Source organism: Natronospirillum operosum, assembly GCF_004768465.1.
Classification (GTDB): Bacteria; Pseudomonadota; Gammaproteobacteria; order Pseudomonadales; family Natronospirillaceae; genus Natronospirillum; species Natronospirillum operosum.
The window spans coordinates 36,997-56,628 of the sequence record NZ_SRMF01000014.1; the positions used below are offsets into that span (position 1 = coordinate 36,997).

The 19,632-nt window shown below is 61.9% G+C and carries 19 protein-coding genes; 5 read left to right on the forward strand and 14 right to left on the reverse strand.

Annotated features, from left to right (window positions below; all coding sequences use genetic code 11):
* Positions 1–96: 96 nt before the first annotated feature.
* Positions 97–762 (reverse strand): hypothetical protein, encoded by a 666-nt coding sequence (locus E4656_RS18815; RefSeq protein WP_135484874.1) that lies wholly within the window; start codon positions 760–762, stop codon positions 97–99.
* Positions 763–926: 164 nt separating this feature from the next.
* A complete protein-coding gene (locus E4656_RS18820; protein ID WP_135484875.1) occupies positions 927–1,187 on the reverse strand; it encodes an MGMT family protein in 261 nt (86 codons plus the stop codon).
* Positions 1,188–1,230: 43 nt separating this feature from the next.
* On the opposite strand from E4656_RS18820, the gene E4656_RS18825 reads away from it, so the two are divergent.
* Positions 1,231–1,956 (forward strand): 16S rRNA (uracil(1498)-N(3))-methyltransferase, encoded by a 726-nt coding sequence (locus E4656_RS18825; RefSeq protein WP_135484876.1) that lies wholly within the window; start codon positions 1,231–1,233, stop codon positions 1,954–1,956.
* Here E4656_RS18825 and E4656_RS18830 read toward each other — a convergent pair.
* Genes E4656_RS18830 through pilG form a run of 8 tightly spaced genes read right to left on the reverse strand, consistent with a single transcriptional unit; the run spans position 1,950 to position 14,348 of the window.
* A complete protein-coding gene (locus E4656_RS18830; RefSeq protein WP_135484877.1) occupies positions 1,950–2,447 on the reverse strand; it encodes a chemotaxis protein CheW in 498 nt (165 codons plus the stop codon). The two genes, E4656_RS18825 and E4656_RS18830, sit on opposite strands and share 7 nt — an antisense overlap.
* On the reverse strand, positions 2,416–3,528 hold the full coding sequence (locus E4656_RS18835; RefSeq protein ID WP_135484878.1) for a chemotaxis protein CheB: 1,113 nt from the start codon (positions 3,526–3,528) through the stop codon (positions 2,416–2,418). The genes E4656_RS18830 and E4656_RS18835 overlap by 32 nt, the downstream gene beginning before the upstream one ends.
* Positions 3,525–9,911: a hybrid sensor histidine kinase/response regulator gene (locus tag E4656_RS18840; protein ID WP_135484879.1), complete on the reverse strand. Its 6,387-nt coding sequence runs from the start codon at positions 9,909–9,911 to the stop codon at positions 3,525–3,527. Before E4656_RS18840 ends, E4656_RS18835 begins: the two co-directional genes overlap by 4 nt.
* Before the next feature lie 2 nt (positions 9,912–9,913).
* Complete coding sequence (locus E4656_RS18845; RefSeq protein ID WP_135484880.1) at positions 9,914–10,801, reverse strand: CheR family methyltransferase; 888 nt, start codon at positions 10,799–10,801, stop codon at positions 9,914–9,916.
* A gap of 20 nt (positions 10,802–10,821) precedes the next feature.
* The gene (locus E4656_RS18850) at positions 10,822–12,909 is read right to left on the reverse strand and encodes a methyl-accepting chemotaxis protein (protein ID WP_135484881.1); all 2,088 of its coding nucleotides are present in this window, start codon (positions 12,907–12,909) and stop codon (positions 10,822–10,824) included.
* A 57-nt stretch (positions 12,910–12,966) separates the two neighbouring features.
* Positions 12,967–13,509 (reverse strand): chemotaxis protein CheW, encoded by a 543-nt coding sequence (locus E4656_RS18855; protein WP_135484882.1) that lies wholly within the window; start codon positions 13,507–13,509, stop codon positions 12,967–12,969.
* 40 nt (positions 13,510–13,549) lie between these two features.
* Positions 13,550–13,912: a twitching motility response regulator PilH gene (gene pilH, locus E4656_RS18860; RefSeq protein ID WP_135484883.1), complete on the reverse strand. Its 363-nt coding sequence runs from the start codon at positions 13,910–13,912 to the stop codon at positions 13,550–13,552.
* 49 nt (positions 13,913–13,961) lie between these two features.
* Positions 13,962–14,348 carry a twitching motility response regulator PilG gene (gene pilG / locus E4656_RS18865; protein WP_135484884.1) on the reverse strand — a complete coding sequence of 129 codons (387 nt, stop codon included), beginning with the start codon at positions 14,346–14,348 and terminating at the stop codon, positions 13,962–13,964.
* Between the two features lie 192 nt (positions 14,349–14,540).
* Between pilG and gshB the strand changes: the two genes are divergently transcribed.
* Genes gshB through ruvX form a run of 3 tightly spaced genes read left to right on the forward strand, consistent with a single transcriptional unit; the run spans position 14,541 to position 16,823 of the window.
* Positions 14,541–15,494, forward strand: a complete 954-nt coding sequence (gene gshB, locus E4656_RS18870) for a glutathione synthase (RefSeq protein ID WP_135484885.1) — start codon at positions 14,541–14,543, stop codon at positions 15,492–15,494.
* Positions 15,491–16,354: an energy transducer TonB gene (locus tag E4656_RS18875; protein WP_135484886.1), complete on the forward strand. Its 864-nt coding sequence runs from the start codon at positions 15,491–15,493 to the stop codon at positions 16,352–16,354. Before gshB ends, E4656_RS18875 begins: the two co-directional genes overlap by 4 nt.
* Before the next feature lie 4 nt (positions 16,355–16,358).
* Positions 16,359–16,823 carry a Holliday junction resolvase RuvX gene (gene ruvX / locus E4656_RS18880; protein ID WP_135484887.1) on the forward strand — a complete coding sequence of 155 codons (465 nt, stop codon included), beginning with the start codon at positions 16,359–16,361 and terminating at the stop codon, positions 16,821–16,823.
* A 73-nt stretch (positions 16,824–16,896) separates the two neighbouring features.
* On the opposite strand, the gene E4656_RS18885 is transcribed toward ruvX, so the two are convergent.
* The 4 genes from E4656_RS18885 to E4656_RS18900 all read right to left on the reverse strand — a co-directional run bounded on the left by E4656_RS18885 (position 16,897) and on the right by E4656_RS18900 (position 18,890).
* Positions 16,897–17,256: a VOC family protein gene (locus E4656_RS18885; RefSeq protein WP_135484888.1), complete on the reverse strand. Its 360-nt coding sequence runs from the start codon at positions 17,254–17,256 to the stop codon at positions 16,897–16,899.
* A 61-nt stretch (positions 17,257–17,317) separates the two neighbouring features.
* On the reverse strand, positions 17,318–17,719 hold the full coding sequence (locus tag E4656_RS18890; protein WP_135484889.1) for a GFA family protein: 402 nt from the start codon (positions 17,717–17,719) through the stop codon (positions 17,318–17,320).
* A gap of 207 nt (positions 17,720–17,926) precedes the next feature.
* On the reverse strand, positions 17,927–18,271 hold the full coding sequence (locus E4656_RS18895; protein WP_135484890.1) for a hypothetical protein: 345 nt from the start codon (positions 18,269–18,271) through the stop codon (positions 17,927–17,929).
* Positions 18,272–18,332: 61 nt separating this feature from the next.
* Positions 18,333–18,890 carry a putative glycolipid-binding domain-containing protein gene (locus tag E4656_RS18900; protein WP_167856148.1) on the reverse strand — a complete coding sequence of 186 codons (558 nt, stop codon included), beginning with the start codon at positions 18,888–18,890 and terminating at the stop codon, positions 18,333–18,335.
* Between the two features lie 135 nt (positions 18,891–19,025).
* Between E4656_RS18900 and E4656_RS18905 the strand changes: the two genes are divergently transcribed.
* Positions 19,026–19,610, forward strand: a complete 585-nt coding sequence (locus tag E4656_RS18905; protein WP_135484892.1) for an MAPEG family protein — start codon at positions 19,026–19,028, stop codon at positions 19,608–19,610.
* Positions 19,611–19,632 lie beyond the last annotated feature (22 nt).

Genomic DNA, 19,632 nt, shown 5'->3' on the forward strand with positions numbered 1-19,632 from the left:
CGCCGGGGGAGCATACAGTTTGGTGGCAAGTATCGGTGTGGGCATTGCCTGATAGTACAACAAAGCAGCACCTGGCAGGGTAGTGAATTCTTGGCCCTAGAACCTGATACCCAGCGCCAGCATGGGGCTGCCACTCTCGGCAATGCCCAGTTGCCAGTCCAGATTGTCCAGCACTGCCTGGTCCCGGTTGTCTTGCTGCAGCCGCTTGACGGCTCGTTCTGCCGGGCCCGGAATGGCGAATCGCGCTACGCTGGCAGCAAGCGAAACCACACCGTTCAGCGTGTCTGAATCGCTGTCGCCATCGGCCAGGAAAAAGTAGTAGGACGCCAATCCGGCGTGCAGAACGCCTGAGGTGAGACGACTGCCGCGTTGGTCGCTGGCCAGTTGAAAGAGGGCGTCACGCGAACGCTGTTCACGTTCTGCGGGGTCTTCTATAGTCTCCACCCGGCTCAGTGCCCGTTCGGTAGACGTTTCGTAGTGGCGTGCCAGTACGCCACCGCCCAGTGCCACTGCACTGGTGACCGAGAGCAGGGAGGCCGCTTTGTAGCTGCCGTCAATGTGCGCACCTATGCCACCAATAGCCGCAACCCCCGCGCCGACGAAAAGCACATTGCTGGCCAGTCTGCGTTCGTCTTCGGCGCGCACCGATAGCTCGGTCAAGGTACCAAACGCCGATATTTCGAGCTCGTAGGCTGCGCTCTCCTGCACAGTGACTGTGGCAAGTACCAGCGCAAGAAGCGGAACTCTGAAAAAGGGTGTCATGGGCCGACTCCAATGATTGTGGACTCGGGGCAGTTTATGGGAGCCGGGTTATTCGGCTTAGATACTAAAGTAGGGTTTTAGGTCGGGTTTTCGGACTGTTGGGTGGCGCGGGGGAGTTGGAGGTCGGCAGGAGCAGAGAGCCTCTGATCTGGCCAGGGCCGTTACTATCGAATAAAGACGCCCTCTGCCCGCAGCCGCTGTGCCTGCTCATCCCGCCCGGGGTGGTCGGGCAGGCGGCCGTCGGCGCGGATGACGCGATGCCAGGGCAGGCGGGTGCCTTCCGGCAACTGGCTCATGGCGCGCGCCACCGAGCGTGCGCTGGCGCCGCTGATCTGCTGTGCCAGGGCGCCATAGCTGGTGGTGGTGCCGGGTGGAATCATGGCTACCAGGGTGTAGAGTTGTTCACGCCAGTCGGGTTCGGCCATAATGCGGTTCCGTTCATGCAGCCAGTCACAGGCCTGTCAGTCTATGCCCATTTCGCGTTTTCATGAAGCCCAGCCACTGGCACCCGGCCAGACCGTCGATCTGAGTCCGGAGACGGTGCAGCACATCCGTGCGCTGCGTCTGGAGTCCGGCGCTGCCGTGGTGCTGTTCAATGGCGATGGCCAGGACTATCAGGGCGAACTGACGCTGAGCGGGAAGAAGCAGGCGACGGTGGCCATCAAGACCGAGGTGGCAGTGGAATCCGAAAGCCCGGTGGCGGTGCGTCTGGGCATTGGCATGTCGCTGGGTGATCGCATGGAGTATGCGATCCAGAAGGCCACCGAACTTGGCGTCTTGAGCATCACGCCGCTGGCGACCGAGCGTTCAGAGCTGCGCCTGAAGGGCGAGCGGGCGGAGAAGAAACAGGCGCGCTGGCAGCAGGTGGCGATCAGTGCCGCCGAGCAATGCGCCCGCGCCCGGGTACCCGAGGTCGCTCCGGTGCAGGCGTTGGCTGACTGGCTGCAGACCGTGCCGCTGACGGATCTGCGCCTGGTGCTGCATCATGAACATGCAACCCGGTTGCAGGAGCTGCCGCCGCCGACCGCGATAACGGCTCTGATCGGGCCCGAAGGCGGGTTGTCCGAACAGGATCTGGCGCGCGCCCAGGCCGCTGGCTTTACGCCGGTGGTATTGGGGCCGCGCGTGCTGCGCACCGAAACCGCACCGGTGGCGCTGCTGTCTGCGGTGCAGGCGCTCTGGGGTGACTACTGACGCAGCATGCTGGCCAGTTGCTGTTCCAGCCAGGCGATATCGGGGATATGGGCTTGCCCCATCTCGGTGTCCACTGTAAACAGGGTGCCCGGCAACTGGTCATCCGCGCTGTCGGTGGCCGCACTCAGTGACTCGGGGCTGATCCGCAGCATGCGCGGAATGCCCTGAATCAGCAGGGCATAGAAGGGGCTGTCGAGATCATCATAGAGACGGTTCATCACCGCAAAGCGATGGTCCTCGCTGTCGGCTTCGATGGGATGCCCGGTCAGCCCTTCCCACCTGACGACTGGTATGCCGTGTCCGCGCCAGAGGATCTGACCGGCCAGCCAGTCCAGACCCGTGCTGCCCTCGTCGGTGGGGGTGTCCCCGGGGGCCAGCTCGGCCATGGTGATATTGGGTATCAGCAGTTGCAGACCACCCTGCAGGGGCAGCAGCAGGGCGGTCAGTTCGTCACTGCGCTCACCGCGGGTCGGGTTCAAGCTCTGCGTCATGCGGATCTCCCGTTGTTGATTCCGGTTCCGGCCTGGCGGCACCGTATTGCAGATGATGCAGCAGGGCCTGTGCCAGTGCCACTGGGTCGCCCTGGGCGGTGTGCAGCCCGGCGGCGCGGATGGCTTCCGGCATGGCAGGCTGTATGCAGCTGTCCGGGGCCTGTACCCACACCTCGCCGTTGGCAGCGCGCAAGGTATCGGCGCCCAGCAGGGCGTCACCCCCCATACCACTGAATACCATGGCATGGACCCGGCCGGGAAAGGCGGCCGCCAGGGTCTGCATCAGTTCATCCAGGCAGGGGCTGAAGGGCCCGCGCCAGCCGTATTCGTTGTGGTGCAGGCGGCCCGTGGTGGCGACGCGCAGGCTGTGCGATACCGGCACCACATTGACGGTGCCGGCGGGCAGCGTGCTGCCGGACTGCAGGCGCTGCACTGGCAGCGCGCAGTGCCGCCCCAGGCTGCTTATCAGCTGGTCTTCAAAATGGCTGTCGATGTGCTGGGCATAGAGAAAGCGACAGGGCAGCCCGGCCGGCAGCACATCCAGAAAGGCCTTGATTGCTGCCGGCCCGCCCAGAGACGCGGCCAGAATCCACAGTGGCGTATTGTCATCCGGTGAGCGCTGGCGCAGGGCTTCCGGCAGCGTCAGGGTCCGCTGGGCCGAGGAGCGCAGTTGTTGCAGATCCCGGCGTGATACCTCCGGGGCGGTCGGTGGGGGCTGTCGGGTACGGTCGGCCAGGGCTTCGGCGATGGTTTTCAGCAGCCGGCGCTCCCACAGGCGATAGGCGGTGTCATTGCGCTCGCAGGCCGGGGCCTCGTCAAACAGCACCGGGCAGTCACGCGCTTCATAGAGGGTATCGCGGATCTCGGGATCACAGTGGTCCAGATCTGCATCGACCAGCCACAGCCCGATGGTGGCGCTCTGCACCAAGGCCGGGTTCAGGCGGTCCGGCGTGGTGCTGATCACTACGTCATAGCCGGCTTCCGACAGCAGTGCCCGCAGGCGCTGTTGCTGCAACAGGTCGTCGGCCAGCACGGCAACAGTGGGGGGATGGCGGGCCTGGTCCGGTGGCGCTGCTGTCATGGCTCTCTGGTCAGCCGCCGAATGGCATCCAGCAGCGGACCCTCCTGAAAGGGCTTGCCCATGTATTCGTTCACGCCGATCTCATGAGCACGGTCCTTGTGTTTCTGGCCGCTGCGCGAGGTAATCATGATGATGGGTATGCGGCTCAGGCGTTCGGTGTGACGCACGCGGTTGGCGACTTCGAAGCCGTCCATGCGCGGCATTTCGATATCCAGCAGAATGATGTCGGGTTCATGGTCCTGCAACTGGGTCATGGCATCCACGCCGTCCTTGGCGGTCAGTACCTGCATGCCATGGCGTTCCAGCAGGCGGCTGGTGACCTTGCGCACGGTTACCGAGTCATCCACCACCATGACGTTCAGGGTGCGTTCAATGGCTCGCTGTGGCTGCACGGGGGTGTCGGCATCGCTTTCATCGCTTTCCAGCGCCGCTGGCGCTGCGTGTTCCAGTGACTGGCTGGTCACATGGCTGCGCAGCAGTGCTGGCAGGTCGAGAATCACCACCACGCTGCCGTCACCGAGAATGGTGGCGCCGGATACCGACGGTACGCTGGCGAACTGGGGCCCCAGGGTCTTGACCACGACTTCGCGTGAGCCCATCAGCCGGTCGACGTGCATGGCCAGGGGTTCCTTGCGGTCCATGGCCTTGACCAGAATCAGCGGCTGCGGATGAGTCAGTTCGTCGACATGCAACTGGTGGTCTGCGCCCATGACTTCCGCCAGCGAGCGAACCCGGTACTGGGCACTGCCATAGGCAAAGCGGGCGTGATCGTCATGCAGATAGTGGCTCAGTTGGTCCGGCTGCACGCGGGCGACCCCGTCTATGGTGTTCAGCGGGATGGCGTAGATATCCTCGCCCACACCCACCATCAGCGCCCGGTTGACCGATACCGTGAAGGGCAGACGGACGGTGAAGACGGTACCGGCGCCTTCCGTGGTGGCAATATCCATGGTGCCGCCGAGCGCCTTCACCTCGTTGTGCACCACATCCATGCCGACGCCGCGGCCCGAGATCTGGGTGACCTCGCTGGCAGTGGAGAAGCCACTGGTGAGGATGAACTGCAGCACCTCATGGTCATCCATCTCCGAGTCGGCGTCGATCAGGCCACGCTCCAGTGCCTTGGCGCGCACGTCATCCACATTGATGCCCTGGCCGTCATCGCTGAGGCGCAGCACGATATCGCCACCCTCGCGCTGCAGGTTCAGCCGGATCAGGCCCTCGGCAGGCTTGCCGGCAGCAGCACGCCCGGCAGCATCTTCCAGACCATGGTCGACGGCGTTGCGCAGCATGTGCTCGAGTGGTGACACCATGCGTTCAAGTACGCTGCGGTCCATCTCGCCCTCGGCGTTCTCGATCTCGAAGCGGGCCTGCTTGTCCAGTTCGTTGCAGACCTGGCGCACGATGCGTCGCAGTCTGGGCACCAGACGGGCGAAGGGCACCATGCGCGTCTGCATCAGGCCTTCTTGCAGATCGGAATGGATGCGGGACTGCTGCAGCAGGACGGTTTCGGCATCGCGAGACTTGTTGGCCAGGGTGGCGCGCAGATCCACCAGGTCGGACGACGTCTCCATCAGGGAGCGGGACAGCTGCTGGATCTGGGAATAGCGGTCCATCTCCAGCGGGTCGAAATCCTGATAATCGGTTTCCTCGGCACGCTCCTGCCGGAACAGCACCTGAGCTTCGGTCTCGATGTCGAGCTGGCGCACCTTCTCGCGCAGGCGGTCGATGGTGGTGTCCAGATCGTTCAGGGTAAAGCCGAGGTCGCTGATCTGCTCTTCCAGCCGCGCGCGTGAAATGCTGCTTTCACCCGCGAGGTTGACGAGGTTCTCCAGCAGTGTGGCGTTGACCTTGACCGTTTCCTGCGGCTGCACTCGCCGCTGCGGCGCGGCATTGCCGTCGTCGGTGCTGGTCTGGGTGTCTGTGGTGTCGGCTTCCCGGCCCGGTTCCGGGCGCTGGAAGGGAATGACATTGGAGCTGCTGTCTTCACTCGTGCCCGTTGGTGGCGTGCCGCCGAGCAGGGCCTGCAGCTCTTCCACGGCCTGGGCTATCAGGTCATGTTGCTGCAGTACCTGGCGAAAAAAGTCCTGATTCAGCGGCACTCGGTCCTGCTGGGCCCGAATCACAAAGGTTTCCAACTCATGGCTGAGTGTACCGAGCGACGGCAGCCGTGCCAGGCGGGCACCGCCCTTGAGCGTGTGCAGCACGCGCTTCATTTCATCGGCGGCCAGCTCGTTGGACGGCCGTTCGCGCCACTGGGCGATGGATTCATCCAGTTCGTGGACCAGCTCGGCCGCCTCGTCCACAAATACTTCAAGTATATCCGGGTCGAGGTTTTCCAGTTCTACCGGAGAAAAAAAAGCCGAACCCTGGGTGGCAGTGTCGAGCGCGGTTGTTTCCGGGCCGGCCTCAGGGAGTTGTTCGCCGCGGCGCAAGGCCCGGAGGCGGGCAATACGATGCTGTGCCGGCGGACAACTCTGGTGCAGGCTGATCTGCTGGATCATCTCGGCCAGCTCGTCCTGCGCCTGCTGTACCTCGGCCAGCAGCGCAGGGTCAGCGGCCAACTGGTCGGTGCTCAGGCCTTCGTAGATGAATTCCAGTTCATGCGCGAGGTCGGCGATCGGCGCGATTTCGGCCATACGGGCGCCGCCCTTGAGGGTGTGCAGATCACGCTGCAGGGTGACCACCGGTGAGCGATCATCGGGCTCGGCCAGCCATTTTTCCAGCGCTTCGGCTATGGTTTCGAGGAGTTCTCCGGCTTCTTCGAGAAAGATATCGACCAGCTCGGGGTCACCACCTCCCACCGGCACTGTCGGCGCGGATTCGTCTGGTAGGGGTTCAGTGCCGGCAGGCGTGCAGTCGGCTGCGGTTTCGGCCTCCCAGGGTGGCCGGGAGTCATCAACCGGGGTGGCTGGCGTCGCTGAAGGGGCGGGTGGCGTGCTGGCGCTCAGGGGCTGGTCCGGTTCCTTGCCGGTCACCGCATCCCAGGGTGGGGTATCTTCGTCGCCCGGGGGGTCGGTGCCGTCGGTGGCTGTGGCCTCGGCGGTCTGCCGATCACGCAATGTGCTGAGTGCAGAAGCTCCGTCATCCACCGGCAACTGATCCGGGCCGGCCAGCGGCGCACTGGCCAGTGCGGCCAGTTCATTCTCCAGCGCCTGCTGCTCCTGCACACTCTGGCCGGCGGCGAGCCGGTCCATCATGTCGATAATGCTTTCATGGGCGCGGAACAGTACCTCGAACACGGGGTCGTCGGCACCCGTTGGCGGGGTTTGTTCCAGATGTTCGTACAACAGGATCAGCTGGTTGGTCAGCGAACTGAGCGGCAGCAGTTCTATGGCGCGGGCGGCATCGGCCAGGGTGATCAGATCCCGGCGCAGGTGCTGCACCCGGCTCGATTCCATGTCGCCCTGCTGCCATTCGGTCAGCGTGTTCTCGGCATCCAGCACCGTGTTTATCGCTTCATTGAGAAAGATGGCGACCAGGCTGCCGGCAGGCTCGGTCTGGTGCGCACTGCTCAGGTCGGCCAGGCGCGCCTGAATATCCTTGACCGCATCAAAGTGGCCGTCCGGTGCCGGCTCCGGGGGCTGTTGCCGGTCCAGGGCCTGCAACTGGCCCTCGACCAGAGCCACGGTCTGTCCGAGCAGGCTGCGCACGGATTCGTCCACTGGCTGGCGCATGGACTGCAGCACCCGGACCAGTTCCTCCACTGGTGCCACCAGATCGGCCATGGGGGTAATGCCGGCCATATGGGCGCTGCCCTTGATGGTATGCAGGGCACGCTGCAGGGCATCGTCGACACTGGGTTCGGCGCTGTGGCGATGGCGGGTCAGAAAACCGGTGATGGCGCTCAGGTGGTGGCGAATTTCCTGCTGGAAGATGCTGTACAGCTGTCCATCTTCGTCGGTCGCCTCTGAGGCCTCGCTCTCGGTGGCCGAAGCGCTCTCCGCTGCCTCGTCATCTGCCAGTGCGGTTGTCGGGTCCGGTGGCGGCCCGCCGCGCGCGAGGTGATGCGCACGTTCGGACAACTCATCAACACGCATCTGGTCGGAAGGCCGGTTGTGGGCAAAGTCCTCCACCAGTTCCGGCAGCAGGGCAATGACGTCATCCAGCAGGGTCAGCAGGGCAGCGCTGTGGTCGATGGCGCCATCAAGCAGCCGGTTGAGCATGTTCTCGACGGCCCAGGCCAGTTCACTGATCACCTGGGCCTGCACCATGCGGCCGCTGCCCTTCAGGGTATGGAAACTGCGGCGTACCGTCTGCAGGGCATTCCGGTTTTCCGGGTCGGCGCTGTACTGGGGATACCAGTGATCAAGCTCGACCAGGACTTCTTCCGCCTCTTCCAGAAACACGGCCCGGATGTCGTCATCGAGCGGCTCCTCTTCCGCGTCGTCTTCTTTTGGCTCTGCCAGTGCTTCTGTTGTTTCTGCAGTGTCCGGGGGCGCAGCAGTTTCGGCGCTCAGGGCTGATTTTGTGTCAGCGCTCAGGGCTGATCCTGTGTCAGCGCTCAGGGCTGATCCTGTGTCAGCGCTCAGGGCTGTTACGTGGTCTTCCTCTGCTTCAGCAGGCTCCGCCTCGGTCAGGTCAGCCGCATCCCAGGCGGCCTCTATGTCCTCTTCGCTGAGCTGCCCGATATGATCGAAATAGTCGTCCAGCGATGCCTTTACCGCCGCATCCGACTCGGGCAGATCGCTTGCGGTCGGCGCCGGGTCCGGGTAGCCCAGGGCTTCGAGGCTGGCGCGGGCACGCTCGAGAATGGAGGGGTCCGGTTGCCGGGCCGGGTCACGGGGCAGGCGTTCCAGATAGTAGTCGACGCCCATCAGGGCATCGGCGAGCCGATCCATCTGCGGCCAGTCCGGCTGGCTGTCACGGTTGCCGATCAGTTCCCGTTCGACATAGTGACGCACGCCGGCGATCACGCGCGCCGGTTCCGGTAGCGGAAAGATGTCCAGGTTGGCCTGGATCTGCTGCAGCCAGGCCGGCACCTCTGCGAGGCGGTCGGCGTTCCATTGCGCGCCGATGTAGTTGACGATGGCTTCCTTGCAGGATTCGATGGCATTGCGGATCTCGGCCGTGAGCGCGCGGCGTGCCGCCAGCACCTCGCCGTCACCGGCCGGTGCATCTGCCGGCTCGCCGTCATCAAGGCCGCGCAGTGTGGATTCGACATAGAGCAGCCCACCGGCCACGTCCATCACCACCTGCGGGTCCACCTCGGCCTGCCGGCTCAGGGTTTCCAGCGTGGTAATCTGATCATTCAGTACCTCGCGCGCCGGGCCCAGTTGCAGCATCGACATGGTGTCGCTGATCTGGCGCAGGGGCTGTACCAGTTCCGACAGGCGCTGCGGGTTGGCGGCCTGCTCCCGCACAAAGATGTCGAGCTGCTCCTTGACCTCGGTCAGTTCCTCGATCAGGGCGCGGGTGACATGGCTGACGGTGTGGCGGTCCGGGCGCTGCATGGCCTCGCGGCCGGTTGCGACCCGAACATCCTGCTCCGCGGGCAGGGCTTCCAGGCTGAATCGACTCTGCAAATCGGCGATTTCGCGCGTGGCGGGATGCGCCCGGGCGATAAAGTACAGCATCTGGTGCAGCAACTGGGTATCGATGGTCGGCGACCGGCCTTCATCGGTGGCCTGTATCAGGTGCCCGAGCTGACGCTCCAGTTTTGACAGCACTTGACGGATATCGGCATCGTCCGGCAGCGCAGCGTCCCGCTTGGCGGCGATCAGTACCGTACTGATGTGCCACAGCAGGCCGGCGCCGGTGTCGCCGAGTTGCTCGGACAGACGCTGGGCGGCCTTGCGCAGGTAGTCCAGATTGGCTGCCGAATCATCATCGCGCAGATAGCCCAGCAGGGCATACTGGAACAGCTGGCGCAGTTTGCGCAGCCGCTCGCGGGTGTCGGGGGTCAGTTGGCCCGGGTCCAGCGGGCGGGCCAGGGCGGAAGCTTCGCCGGTGAGGTCGGGCGCGAACAGGCGCGACTCTTCTACCGGTCCGAGACCGCGTGCGGCGCGCAGTTCATTGATCAGCGGGGACATGATGGCCGGGTGGTCGGGGCTGCCCAGTTGCAGCCGCTCGAGATAGGCCGGCAGTTGCAGAATACCCTGCAGCAGCAGTGACAGCGCATCATTGCTGATGGTCTCGGTGTCGGCCTGGTGCAGCAGATGGGCAGCCAGCGCTTCCATTTCCCGGGCCAGCAGTGCCGCCCCGTGGACCTCCACCATCTCCAGTGTGCCCCTGACCTGATGCAGATAGGTCAGGCAGAACTGCAGGCGGGTGATATCCCCGGGTTCTTCCTCATAGGCGGCCAGCGTCCGTTGGGCCTGGGTCAGGGTTTCCGCCAGTTCGGTGTTGACCCATTCGAGGGCAGTGTATTCTTGGCGCTCACCCATGGCTACTCCGTCGATTCCTTGCCGTATTTGCGCAACCAGGCCAGGCAGTTGCGGCTGCCGATCTGAATCAGGTCCGGGTGTTCAAAACCGGGCAGCTCTCCAGGCCCGAGCACCAGCAGGCCGCCGGGGCTCAGGCGTTCCACCAGCGCATTGACCAGGTCCCGTCGCCGCCAGCGGCGAAAGTAGATCAACAGGTTCTGGCAGTAGATCACATTCATGCCGGTGAGCGGCGCATCATCCAGCTCCAGCACATTCAGGCGGTTGAAACACAGGTGTTCGGCCAGCGACTGGCGGACTGTAGCCTGGTCATCCGCATAGTCGAAATAACGCCGCTGCAGGGCCATCGGCACCGGCTCCAGCTTGCGGCGATTGTAGCGGCCGAGACGTGCCTTGTGGATGGCCGGGGCGCTGATGTCCGAGCCGGTCACGGCAAAGGCGCGTTGCCGGGGTGCCTTGCGATTCAGTTCGGCCGCCAGCATCGCCAGGCTGTAGGCCTCTTCGCCGGTGGCACAGCCGACCGACCAGATCTGTGTTGGCTCGGTCCCCCGGTGCCATTGTGCATGCAGGTACTCGCCAACCAGTTCCATGGCCCTGGGGTCACGGAAAAACCGGGTTTCCTGCACGGTCAGATAGTCGATCAGCGTCTGCCATTCTGTTTCGCCGTGCAGACCACCCGCTATTACCCAGTCATAGTAAGCCTGAAAGTCGTCCACGCCGGCGGCGGCCATGCGCTGCTTGAGCCCGCTTTCCAGTTGCGCCCGGCGTGCTTCGGTAAAGCGCAGGCCGGTCCGCGCCTCCAACAGCTGCTGCCATTGCCGGAACTGGACGTCATCGAAGACGCTGGTGGTCCGCTTGCCAGCTGATGATTCGATTGCGGCTACCCCCGTCATGGTTACCCTCTGGCCTGATCTCAGGCGGCACTGACCTTGTCATTCGGCAGCTGAACCAGATCGTCCAGCTCGTCGCCCTCCTGGGCCTCGGGCAGCTTGAAGCCCGCGACCGAGGCACGCATGTCCTTCGCCAGGTTGGCCAGGTTACCGATGCTTTCTGCCGTTGCCGTGGTGCCGGCAGAGGTCTGCGAGGTGATTTCCTGGATAACGTTCATGGTATTGGAAATATGCCCCGCAGAGGATGCCTGCTGGCGTGCCGCATTCGAGATGTTCTGAATGAGGTCAGCCAGGCTGCGCGATACGTTCTCGATTTCTTCCAGCGCCACACCCGCGTCCTGCGCCAGGCGGGCACCGCGCACCACTTCCGAGGTGGTCTGTTCCATCGAGATAACCGCTTCGTTGGTATCCGACTGGATGTTCTTTACCAGCGCCTCGATCTGCTTGGTGGCCGCCGAGGAGCGCTCGGCCAGGCGCTGTACCTCATCTGCGACCACGGCAAAGCCGCGGCCGGCATCACCGGCCATGGAGGCCTGAATGGCTGCATTCAGTGACAGGATGTTGGTCTGGTCGGCAATGTCGTTGATCAGCGATACGATGTCCCCGATCTCCTGCGAGGATTCACCCAGACGCTTGATCCGCTTCGAGGTTTCCTGAATCTGCTCGCGAATGTTGTCCATGCCGTTGATGGTGGCCTGCACCACGTCGGAGCCTTTCTTGGCGATGGATACCGAGCGTTCCGCCACTGCGGAAGACTCGGCGGCGTTGGCCGATACCTGGTCGATGGACACCGCCATCTCGTTGACCGCCGCCGAGGCACCGGCGATTTCCTGTGCCTGGTGTTCGGAGGCGTCGGCCAGCTGGCGCGCTGTGGTCTGAGTTTCCTGCGCCGCCGAGGACACCTGCACGGCGGTGGCGTTGATGGCCGTGACCAACTGGCGCATCTGGTCGATCGCAAAGTTGATGGAGTCGGCGATGGCGCCGGTGAAATCCTCCGTCACCGTGGCCTGGGCGGTCAGGTCACCGTCGGCGAGATCGGCCAGCTCGTCCAGCAGCCGCAGGATGGCGTTCTGGTTCTGTTCGTTCTCTTCTTCCGTGCGCATCAGGTTCATGGTCTGCGCCCGGTAGATTTCCCAGATCGCCAGCAGAATCAGCGCAATTACGCCGATGGCCATGATGATGGCGAACTGCGGCTGCGCAATGCGGTTCTGCGGCAGCAGCTCAATCTGGGACTCCACCGCCGTGGCGGCGTCCAGCAGGGCCTGGGATTCATCGAAGATCTGGGTGGCGGCATCACGCACCTGGAACAGCTCGGTGGAGGTTTCCAGCAGCTCGTCCACGGAGCCGCTGATGCGCCCGAATTCGGTCTGGATATTGGTCAGGTGGCCCTGCGCTTCGGCGTCATTGATCTGCTGCAGGCCGAGATCCGGACTGCCTTCGATCAGGCCCTGCAGCACCTGGCCAAACAGTTCGGAATCGCGGCTGAAGGAATTCGCCGCCAGCACCGCGGCTTCGCCACCGGCCAGCACATTGTTGACGTTGCGGATGATACGCTCGGCCAGCCAGTTCTGGCGCTGGGCCACGGCCACCTGGGTGGCTTCGGCATTCTGATCGAGCAGAATCTCCACCACGGCATCGTTTTCCACCTGAATCACCGGAATGCGCTCCGACATGGTGCCGGCGAGTTCAAACAGGGAGAGAATGGTGCTTTCGGAGGCCAGAATCTGGTCGGCATTGACCCGCACCCGCTGCCAGACGTTTTCCAGGGAGTCCACATTGACCACGTTGCGGTTGACTGCCGGCAGCCCGGTTTGCGGATTGCCCTCGACAATGATGTCCCAGCGGTTCTGGAAGTCGTTGCGCGACTGGCGCAGGGCGACGAAGGCACTCTCGGAGCCTGCCGCTGCTTCGGTGGCGTTCTTGGAGATTTCCTGTGACAGCACCTTGAGATCACTGGCGTTGGCCAGGTATTCGCGGTCGAAGTTGCCGTCCCGGTTGATCAGCGTAATGAACGACCCGACCCCCAGCAGCAGAATCAGTGCCAGTATCAGGTAGACCGAGAGGGTCCTGTTGGTGGCCAGAATCGACCAGATACTTGAGTTTGCCTTCATGTCGCGAACTCCCGTTCGTGCTCCCTGGTTGCCGGATTTATCCGGATCGGTCAGCCATCAGGCTGCAACCTGCATGAATTGTTCCTGGCTGATCAGTCTTTCCATCGAAAACAGATGCCAGAGCTCGTTGTTGTTCTGATAACCGCCGTCAACCAGTGGACGCAGGGCCTTTGGCAACGTATCACTGCTTTCCTGATGGGCTTGGGTGCGGTAATGCTGCATGCCCAGTACCTGATCCACCAGCAGGCCGACCAGCAGGTCTCCCTGCTCCACAATCAATACCCGCTGACTGCGCCCCGCACCACGCGTGGGCAACCCCAGGAAGGCACCCAGATCCACCAGCGGGACCAGTCTTCCGCGCACATTGGCCACACCCAGCACCCAGCTCTTGACGCCGGGCAGGCGGGTGTAGTGCGGCGGGGTCAGAATTTCTGTCACCTGATGCATGGGCGACACCAGCGCCTGACCCGCCAGGCGAAAACCGACGCCGGTCCAGGTTTCCTCGAAGGTCTCCTGCTGTGGCAGTCCGACCGCACGCTGGCGACTGAGCTCTGCGAGCACTGTCAACGCCTGGTAGGGTGATGAAAATTCGGTTGTCATAGCGTTGTCATAGTTGGCGGCCGCCGCTCGGATAGCGCTGCTATTCGATCAGCGGCATGATGGTATCCAGCAACACCTGTTCGTCCACCGGCTTGACCAGGTAACCCTTGGCACCCTGACGCTTGCCCCAGACCTTGTCGGTTTCCTGATCCTTGGTGGTCACAATGACCACCGGAATATGGGCCGTGTCTTCACCCTTGGCCAGTTGTCGCGTGGCCTGAAACCCATTCAGGCCGGGCATCACGATGTCCATCAGGACCACATCCGGACGCTCCTTGCGGGCCACAGCCACACCATCGGCGCCATTCTCGGCGGTCAGGACTTCGAAGCCATGCTTCTCAAGCATGGTCTTGAAGGCATAGGTCTCGGTTGGCGAATCGTCGACGATCAGTATCTTTGCCATGGTTGCTCTAACCTGAATCTTTGCGGAGTCTGTTGAAGAATTGTCTGTGTTACTGGGTGTGGATATGCTCGCGAATGGCACCCAACAGTTCATCCTTGCCGAACGGCTTGGTCAGGTATTGGTCCGACCCGACGATGCGCCCCTTGGCCTTGTCGAACAGGCCGTCCTTGCTGGAGAGCATGATCACCGGTGTCTGTTTGAAGGCGCTGTTGTTCTTGATCAACGCGCAGGTCTGATAACCGTCGAGGCGGGGCATCATGATGTCCACAAAGATGATACTCGGCCGGGTATCGGCAATCTTGGCCAGGGCGTCAAAGCCATCTGTGGCCGTGATGACTTCGCAACCGACCTTCTTCAGCAGCGTTTCAGCAGTGCGCCTGATGGTCTTGGAGTCATCAATAACCATGACTTTGAGATTTTCGAATGCGTTGTCCATACACCACCCAGTCAGTCATTTGTTATAGTGGCGCCACAGAGCCTCCATGCCATGCGCGGGTCCAGTATGCAGAGTACCGAGGTTTTACCATAGTTTAGGGTACCGTACCAGCAGCCCTCGGGCTGAGAGCGTGTGCTGGTGCGGGTTAATCAGTTAGAATGCGACCTGTATCAAATTTGAGGCCAGAATAGGATGACCCTGCGGCTAGCCGTTGTGATGGACCCGATCCAGCAACTCACCTACAAGAAAGACAGCACCCTTGCCATGCTCTGGGCGGCCACCGACCGCAACTGGGAGCTGACCTATATCGAACCGCAGAATCTGTTTGTCGAGCAGGGGGAGCCCTGGGCCCGTCAGCAGCCGCTGAAAGTCTTCCGTGATCCGGATCATTACTACGAGCTGGGTGACGAAGTGGCCGCGCCGCTGGCCGAGCAGGATGTGATCCTGATGCGCCAGGACCCGCCGTTCGACATCGACTATATCTATGCCACCTATATTCTGGAAATGGCCGAGGCCCGTGGCACGCTGGTGGTCAACCGGCCGCAGGCCCTGCGCGACTGCAATGAAAAGCTGTATGCCACGCGTTTTCCGGAATTCTGCCCGCCACACCTGGTGACCACGGACGCGGCGCGTCTGCGCGAGTTTCACCGCACCCAGGGTGACGTGATCTTCAAGCCACTCGACGGCATGGGCGGCGCCTCCATTTTTCGCCTGCAGCCCGACGATCCCAATGTCTCGGTGGTGATCGAGACCCTGACACAGCACGGCCAGCAGCTGATCATGGCGCAGCGCTACCTGCCCGAGATCACGGCCGGCGACAAGCGCATCCTGATCGTCGATGGCGAGCCGGTACCCTTCAGCCTGGCTCGCATTCCCGCCGCCGGTGAAACCCGGGGCAACCTGGCCGCCGGCGGGCGCGGTGTGGCGCAGCCCCTGAGTGCGCGTGATGAAGAAATTGCCCGCGCCATTGGCCCGGTGGTGCGCGCCAAGGGCCTGCTGTTCGTGGGGCTGGACGTGATCGGTGACTATCTGACCGAAATCAATGTCACCAGCCCGACCTGCATTCGGGAAATCGACGACCAGCAGGGCACCGACATCGGCGGCCTGCTGATGGACGCCATAGAACGCCAGCGGAGTGCGGGATGAGCACAGCCACGGCAACGGACCGCCTGCTGTTTACGCTTTTTCTGGCGGGAGTCGCCCATGGCCTGGTGATACTCGGCATTGGTTTTACCCTGGACCGCCCCGAGGGGCAGAGCAACCTGCTGGAAGTGACGCTGGCGCTGGACCATGCCAGCCAGGAACAGAACCCGGATGCGGATTTTCTGGCCCAGGCCACGCAACAGGGCAGCGGCTCGCTCGATGAAGCCGAACAGCTCACCACCGACCAGTATGCCGACTTTCAGGACAACATCATTCAGGAAGTGGAGCCGGACCCGACGCTGAGCTCGGCGCCGGACAACCCGCTGACGCAGCGGCTGATTGCGACCTATGGCGACTCCTCCTGGGCGCTGGCGCTGGAACCCGACCCCGAGCCACAGCCCATCGAATTGCAGCCGCAGGACCTGAACCTGGACACCAGCATGGACATCGCCACCCTGCGGGCGCTGCTGGACAACCGGCGCCAGACCTACGCCAACCGGCCCAGAGTGCGCACCCTGACTGCGGTGTCTACCCGCGCCGCGCCGGAAGCCGAATATGTGTATGCCTGGCAGCAGCGCGTCGAACGAGTCGGCAATGCCAACTACCCGCAGGCCGCACGCGCGCAGCGGCTGACCGGGCAGGTCCGCCTGCTGACCAGCATCAGCCCCGACGGCGAGCTGCTGTCGGTTACCCTGCTGCAGAGTTCCGGCCATTCGGTGCTGGATGAAGCGGCCCGCCAGACCGTGATGCAATCGGCGCCGTTCGAGCCGTTCAACGAGAACATGCAGGCCGAATACGATGTACTCGAGATCATCCGCACCTTCCGCTTCGAGGTTGAAGGCGCGATGACTACCAGCCACTGACGCCATGGCTGCCTTCCGCCTGCTGATTTTCGATTTTGGTCTGCGCCGCACCGGCGTCGCGGTAGGGCAGAGTATTACCGGCACCGCTTCACCGCTGGCGCCGCTGCCCATGCGGGACGGCCAACCGGACTGGACTCAGGTGGAAAAGCTGCTCGCCGAATGGCGCCCGGACGGGGTACTGGTGGGCCTGCCGCTGAACATGGACGGCAGCCCCAGTGAGATGAGCCGCCGCGCCGACAAGTTTCGCAAGCGCCTGCACGGCCGCTTCGGCCTGCCGGCCCTGGCCTGGGACGAACGCCTGACCAGCCAGGAAATCAAACAGCAGGCGCGCGAACACGGCATCACCGATTTCGGCACGCACTCCGTCGACAGTGAAGCCGCCTGCCTGATCTTTCACTCCTGGTTCGAAGCCCTGCCCGAGCCGGAAGACTGGCGCAGCCATCATCAGACCTTGCCGCCGGCGGAGTAGCGGGAGGCCCGGCGCGCGTCAGCGGTCAAGAAAAAGACAAGGTGCAGTGCAGGGAGCTTGCCTGATGGCCTGGTTATGCGCCGGGTTCAGACCAAACAGCATACTCATTTCCATTCGGGTCAGTGAAATGGAATCGCCGACCGCCAGGGAAATCGAATATATCCTGCACCACCTTGCCGCCTGATGATGTGACTTTCTCAACCGTTGCCTCAAGCTCCGAGCTATAAAGCACGATCAGTACGCTTCCATTATCGGGGGAAGATACTTTGTCGGACTTGTAGAATCCGCCATCCAGTCCGGCATTCTCAATGGCCATATACTCCGGGCCATAGTCGATGAATGACCACCCGAAAGCCGAAGCAAAGAACGCCTTTGTTGCTTCAAGATCCCTTGCAGGGATCTCGACATAGTTGATTTTTCCTGTTTCCTTCATGATGTCCTCCCGTATGCATAACGCCAAGCACCAGAAAAAGGGTCAGACCCCTTTATTTGCACTACGACTCAAAAGCCGGGTGTTCGTCGAATTGCCTGGCTTTATCGCCAATGTCCAGCCAGGCCGGTTTTTCCGACACAAACTCATGGAACTTGTTTTTGAGTCCAAGGTCTTCATCTATGCAGTTGGCTGCCAGTGGGAAAGAGTCTTCATTCGACAAAACCTCCCCAAGTGCTGTACCGCAGACTGAGCAAAAGCAACGATCGTACTTGTAGGGGTGTTCAGCCTCGAAGGTGGATATCTTGTCTCTACCTTTAACTATCCGGAACGCCTCAGACTTCACAAATACGAGAGTACTTGCTCCAACTTTCCGGCATCGACTGCAATGGCATGTCCACATCATGGTGGGTGCTTCAGCCAACTCGAACTGAACAGCCCCGCAACAGCAGCTTCCCTTGATCATGTCTCACCTCTGAATATTGAACGTTTTCGTCGATGAAAGCACAATACAATAGTACTGTATATATGTACAGTCATTCGGTGACATCTGGATTCCCGCGTCAGTTGTCTGCTGTCGCAGAACGAGTCCATCTTATGGTTTCTTCCATAACAGCCGCCTCAACTGTTCGCTATCACTCGGCGGGCGCAGGGTGCGAATCTGATTGTTGGGTCACGCCTTTCCCAGGCACTCCCTTGGTACCCACCCAGCACCCCTGGTTTTGTGCTCCACCCAACACCATTGGCAGTGCTCGTATTTGAAAGTGAGGCGTTCACCCGGCTCGACATCCAGCTCCCTGGCCGAGTAGGGCTTCAATGCGATGCCGCTGGCGCCATCGTCAGCCAACTCGATGTAGTCGAGCGGTGCCCAGCCGACCAAACCTTGTGGATCGGTGATACTCACCCAGCCGGCGTATTCCGTATCCTGCTCTCCAACCAGCAGTCTGTCTCCGACTTCAAAACTGACCGGATTCGGGTAATCCGACTTGTGCCCTCGAACCACACTGACATCAGACATAGGCATTCCGTGCTTCATCATGCGCTTGTCGCATGTTTCAAAAACAAAACGGAGTCCATTCTTATGTGCTGGGCTCCGCCCGCCACAGCCCAGGATAGTCCGTTACAAAACCAGCATCGTTGACGTCCAGTGTACAGCTAAAGGAGCCGCCACCAGATTCATATCGGTATACCTTGTCACCCTCGCGCCGATAAACTTGTATCAGCTCTTTCAATTCGAATGATGGAAACTGCAGCCAGGCTGCCCTGACCTCGGCTTCCTGGCCGACATTCAAGGCAAGCCGCCGGATGGGAAGTGTGTTGGTAGAAGGGCTGAACCCCAGATCGACATCGACACAGCCGATAGTCGCGGGCCGGGTAACACCATTGTATGTCCATCCTTTGTCAGCGTCCGCTTCCAGGTCAATGGTGAATGTCTCGCCTCCGATAACGCCGAATACGTGGGCTGATCGGGTCGACCATGAAGAATCACATTTGATCACATAGTCGATCCTGGAGGGGGAGTGCTCATGCAGAAGAACTGCTGTGCCGGACAGCTCCCAACCGTCTCCCTTTTCGGCGATATTCGCGAACTCGTGGCCGGGTTGTTCGAGCACTTTCCAGACAATGGAGTCAGACATCATTCCTTCCTTTTACTTTCTGTTTTAACCCACATTATGTTTGCTGGGCAATCCCCCAGAAAAACAATCGCGGTGACCATTGGAGTTTTGTAACCTGTGCCAGTAAAGCGCAATCGACACAAAGGAGAGAACCAGGTGGGAACTGACCGGCAGCCACATTTTCGTGATTCACCTGATCAGGTCGATATGGTCCGCGCTGAAAGATCGATCAGGGTCAGTGGGATGCTCAGTTTTCTGATTGTGCCGGCATTATGGGCGCTGGGTTACTGGCTGCTGCCGTTGCGGTTCAGCTTCCCGGAAACCCTGGCCGGGCAACTGGCGTTTTCGGTTCAGGTCAGCAGTGTGGTGCTGTTCTGTGTGCTGGTAGCGGTAGGCATGGTGTCGACCGGGCGTCGGTTCTCGCCCGAGGACATTGGCGGTGCGGCAGCGGGGCCACCCAGCGAGCGCCTGGCCATCAAGGTGGCATTTCTGCAGAACACGCTGGAGCAGGCGGTTCTGGCTGCCGGGTTCTATGTTGCATTTGCTTCTTTGGTGTCCGGTCCCTGGCTGTCGATACTGCCGGTCAGTGCGGCCTGCTTTCTGGTGGGCCGAGTGTTGTTCTACCGGGGCTATGTCAAAGGGGTGGAAGGCCGTGCATTCGGGATGACCTTGACCATGATGCCCGTGATACTGGGCTACCCGGTGGTGTTTGTGTTGATGGTCATCAATGTATTGGGTTGAAATGGGCCTGGCCCCTTGTTGC

Excerpts from the sequence above, each read along its gene's own strand:
- E4656_RS18840 (WP_135484879.1), bottom strand. The coding sequence starts at position 9,911 with ATGGGTGAGCGCCAAGAATACACTGCCCTCGAATGGGTCAACACCGAA.
- gshB (WP_135484885.1), top strand. The coding sequence starts at position 14,541 with ATGACCCTGCGGCTAGCCGTTGTGATGGACCCGATCCAGCAACTCACC.
- E4656_RS18895 (WP_135484890.1), bottom strand. The coding sequence starts at position 18,271 with ATGTCTGATGTCAGTGTGGTTCGAGGGCACAAGTCGGATTACCCGAAT.
- E4656_RS18900 (WP_167856148.1), bottom strand. The coding sequence starts at position 18,890 with ATGTCTGACTCCATTGTCTGGAAAGTGCTCGAACAACCCGGCCACGAG.
- E4656_RS18850 (WP_135484881.1), bottom strand. The coding sequence starts at position 12,909 with ATGAAGGCAAACTCAAGTATCTGGTCGATTCTGGCCACCAACAGGACC.
- E4656_RS18885 (WP_135484888.1), bottom strand. The coding sequence starts at position 17,256 with ATGAAGGAAACAGGAAAAATCAACTATGTCGAGATCCCTGCAAGGGAT.
- E4656_RS18845 (WP_135484880.1), bottom strand. The coding sequence starts at position 10,801 with ATGACGGGGGTAGCCGCAATCGAATCATCAGCTGGCAAGCGGACCACC.
- pilH (WP_135484883.1), bottom strand. The coding sequence starts at position 13,912 with ATGGCAAAGATACTGATCGTCGACGATTCGCCAACCGAGACCTATGCC.
- E4656_RS18830 (WP_135484877.1), bottom strand. The coding sequence starts at position 2,447 with ATGACGCAGAGCTTGAACCCGACCCGCGGTGAGCGCAGTGACGAACTG.
- E4656_RS18875 (WP_135484886.1), top strand. The coding sequence starts at position 15,491 with ATGAGCACAGCCACGGCAACGGACCGCCTGCTGTTTACGCTTTTTCTG.
- ruvX (WP_135484887.1), top strand. The coding sequence starts at position 16,359 with ATGGCTGCCTTCCGCCTGCTGATTTTCGATTTTGGTCTGCGCCGCACC.
- E4656_RS18835 (WP_135484878.1), bottom strand. The coding sequence starts at position 3,528 with ATGACAGCAGCGCCACCGGACCAGGCCCGCCATCCCCCCACTGTTGCC.
- E4656_RS18825 (WP_135484876.1), top strand. The coding sequence starts at position 1,231 with ATGCCCATTTCGCGTTTTCATGAAGCCCAGCCACTGGCACCCGGCCAG.
- E4656_RS18890 (WP_135484889.1), bottom strand. The coding sequence starts at position 17,719 with ATGATCAAGGGAAGCTGCTGTTGCGGGGCTGTTCAGTTCGAGTTGGCT.
- E4656_RS18855 (WP_135484882.1), bottom strand. The coding sequence starts at position 13,509 with ATGACAACCGAATTTTCATCACCCTACCAGGCGTTGACAGTGCTCGCA.
- pilG (WP_135484884.1), bottom strand. The coding sequence starts at position 14,348 with ATGGACAACGCATTCGAAAATCTCAAAGTCATGGTTATTGATGACTCC.
- E4656_RS18815 (WP_135484874.1), bottom strand. The coding sequence starts at position 762 with ATGACACCCTTTTTCAGAGTTCCGCTTCTTGCGCTGGTACTTGCCACA.
- E4656_RS18820 (WP_135484875.1), bottom strand. The coding sequence starts at position 1,187 with ATGGCCGAACCCGACTGGCGTGAACAACTCTACACCCTGGTAGCCATG.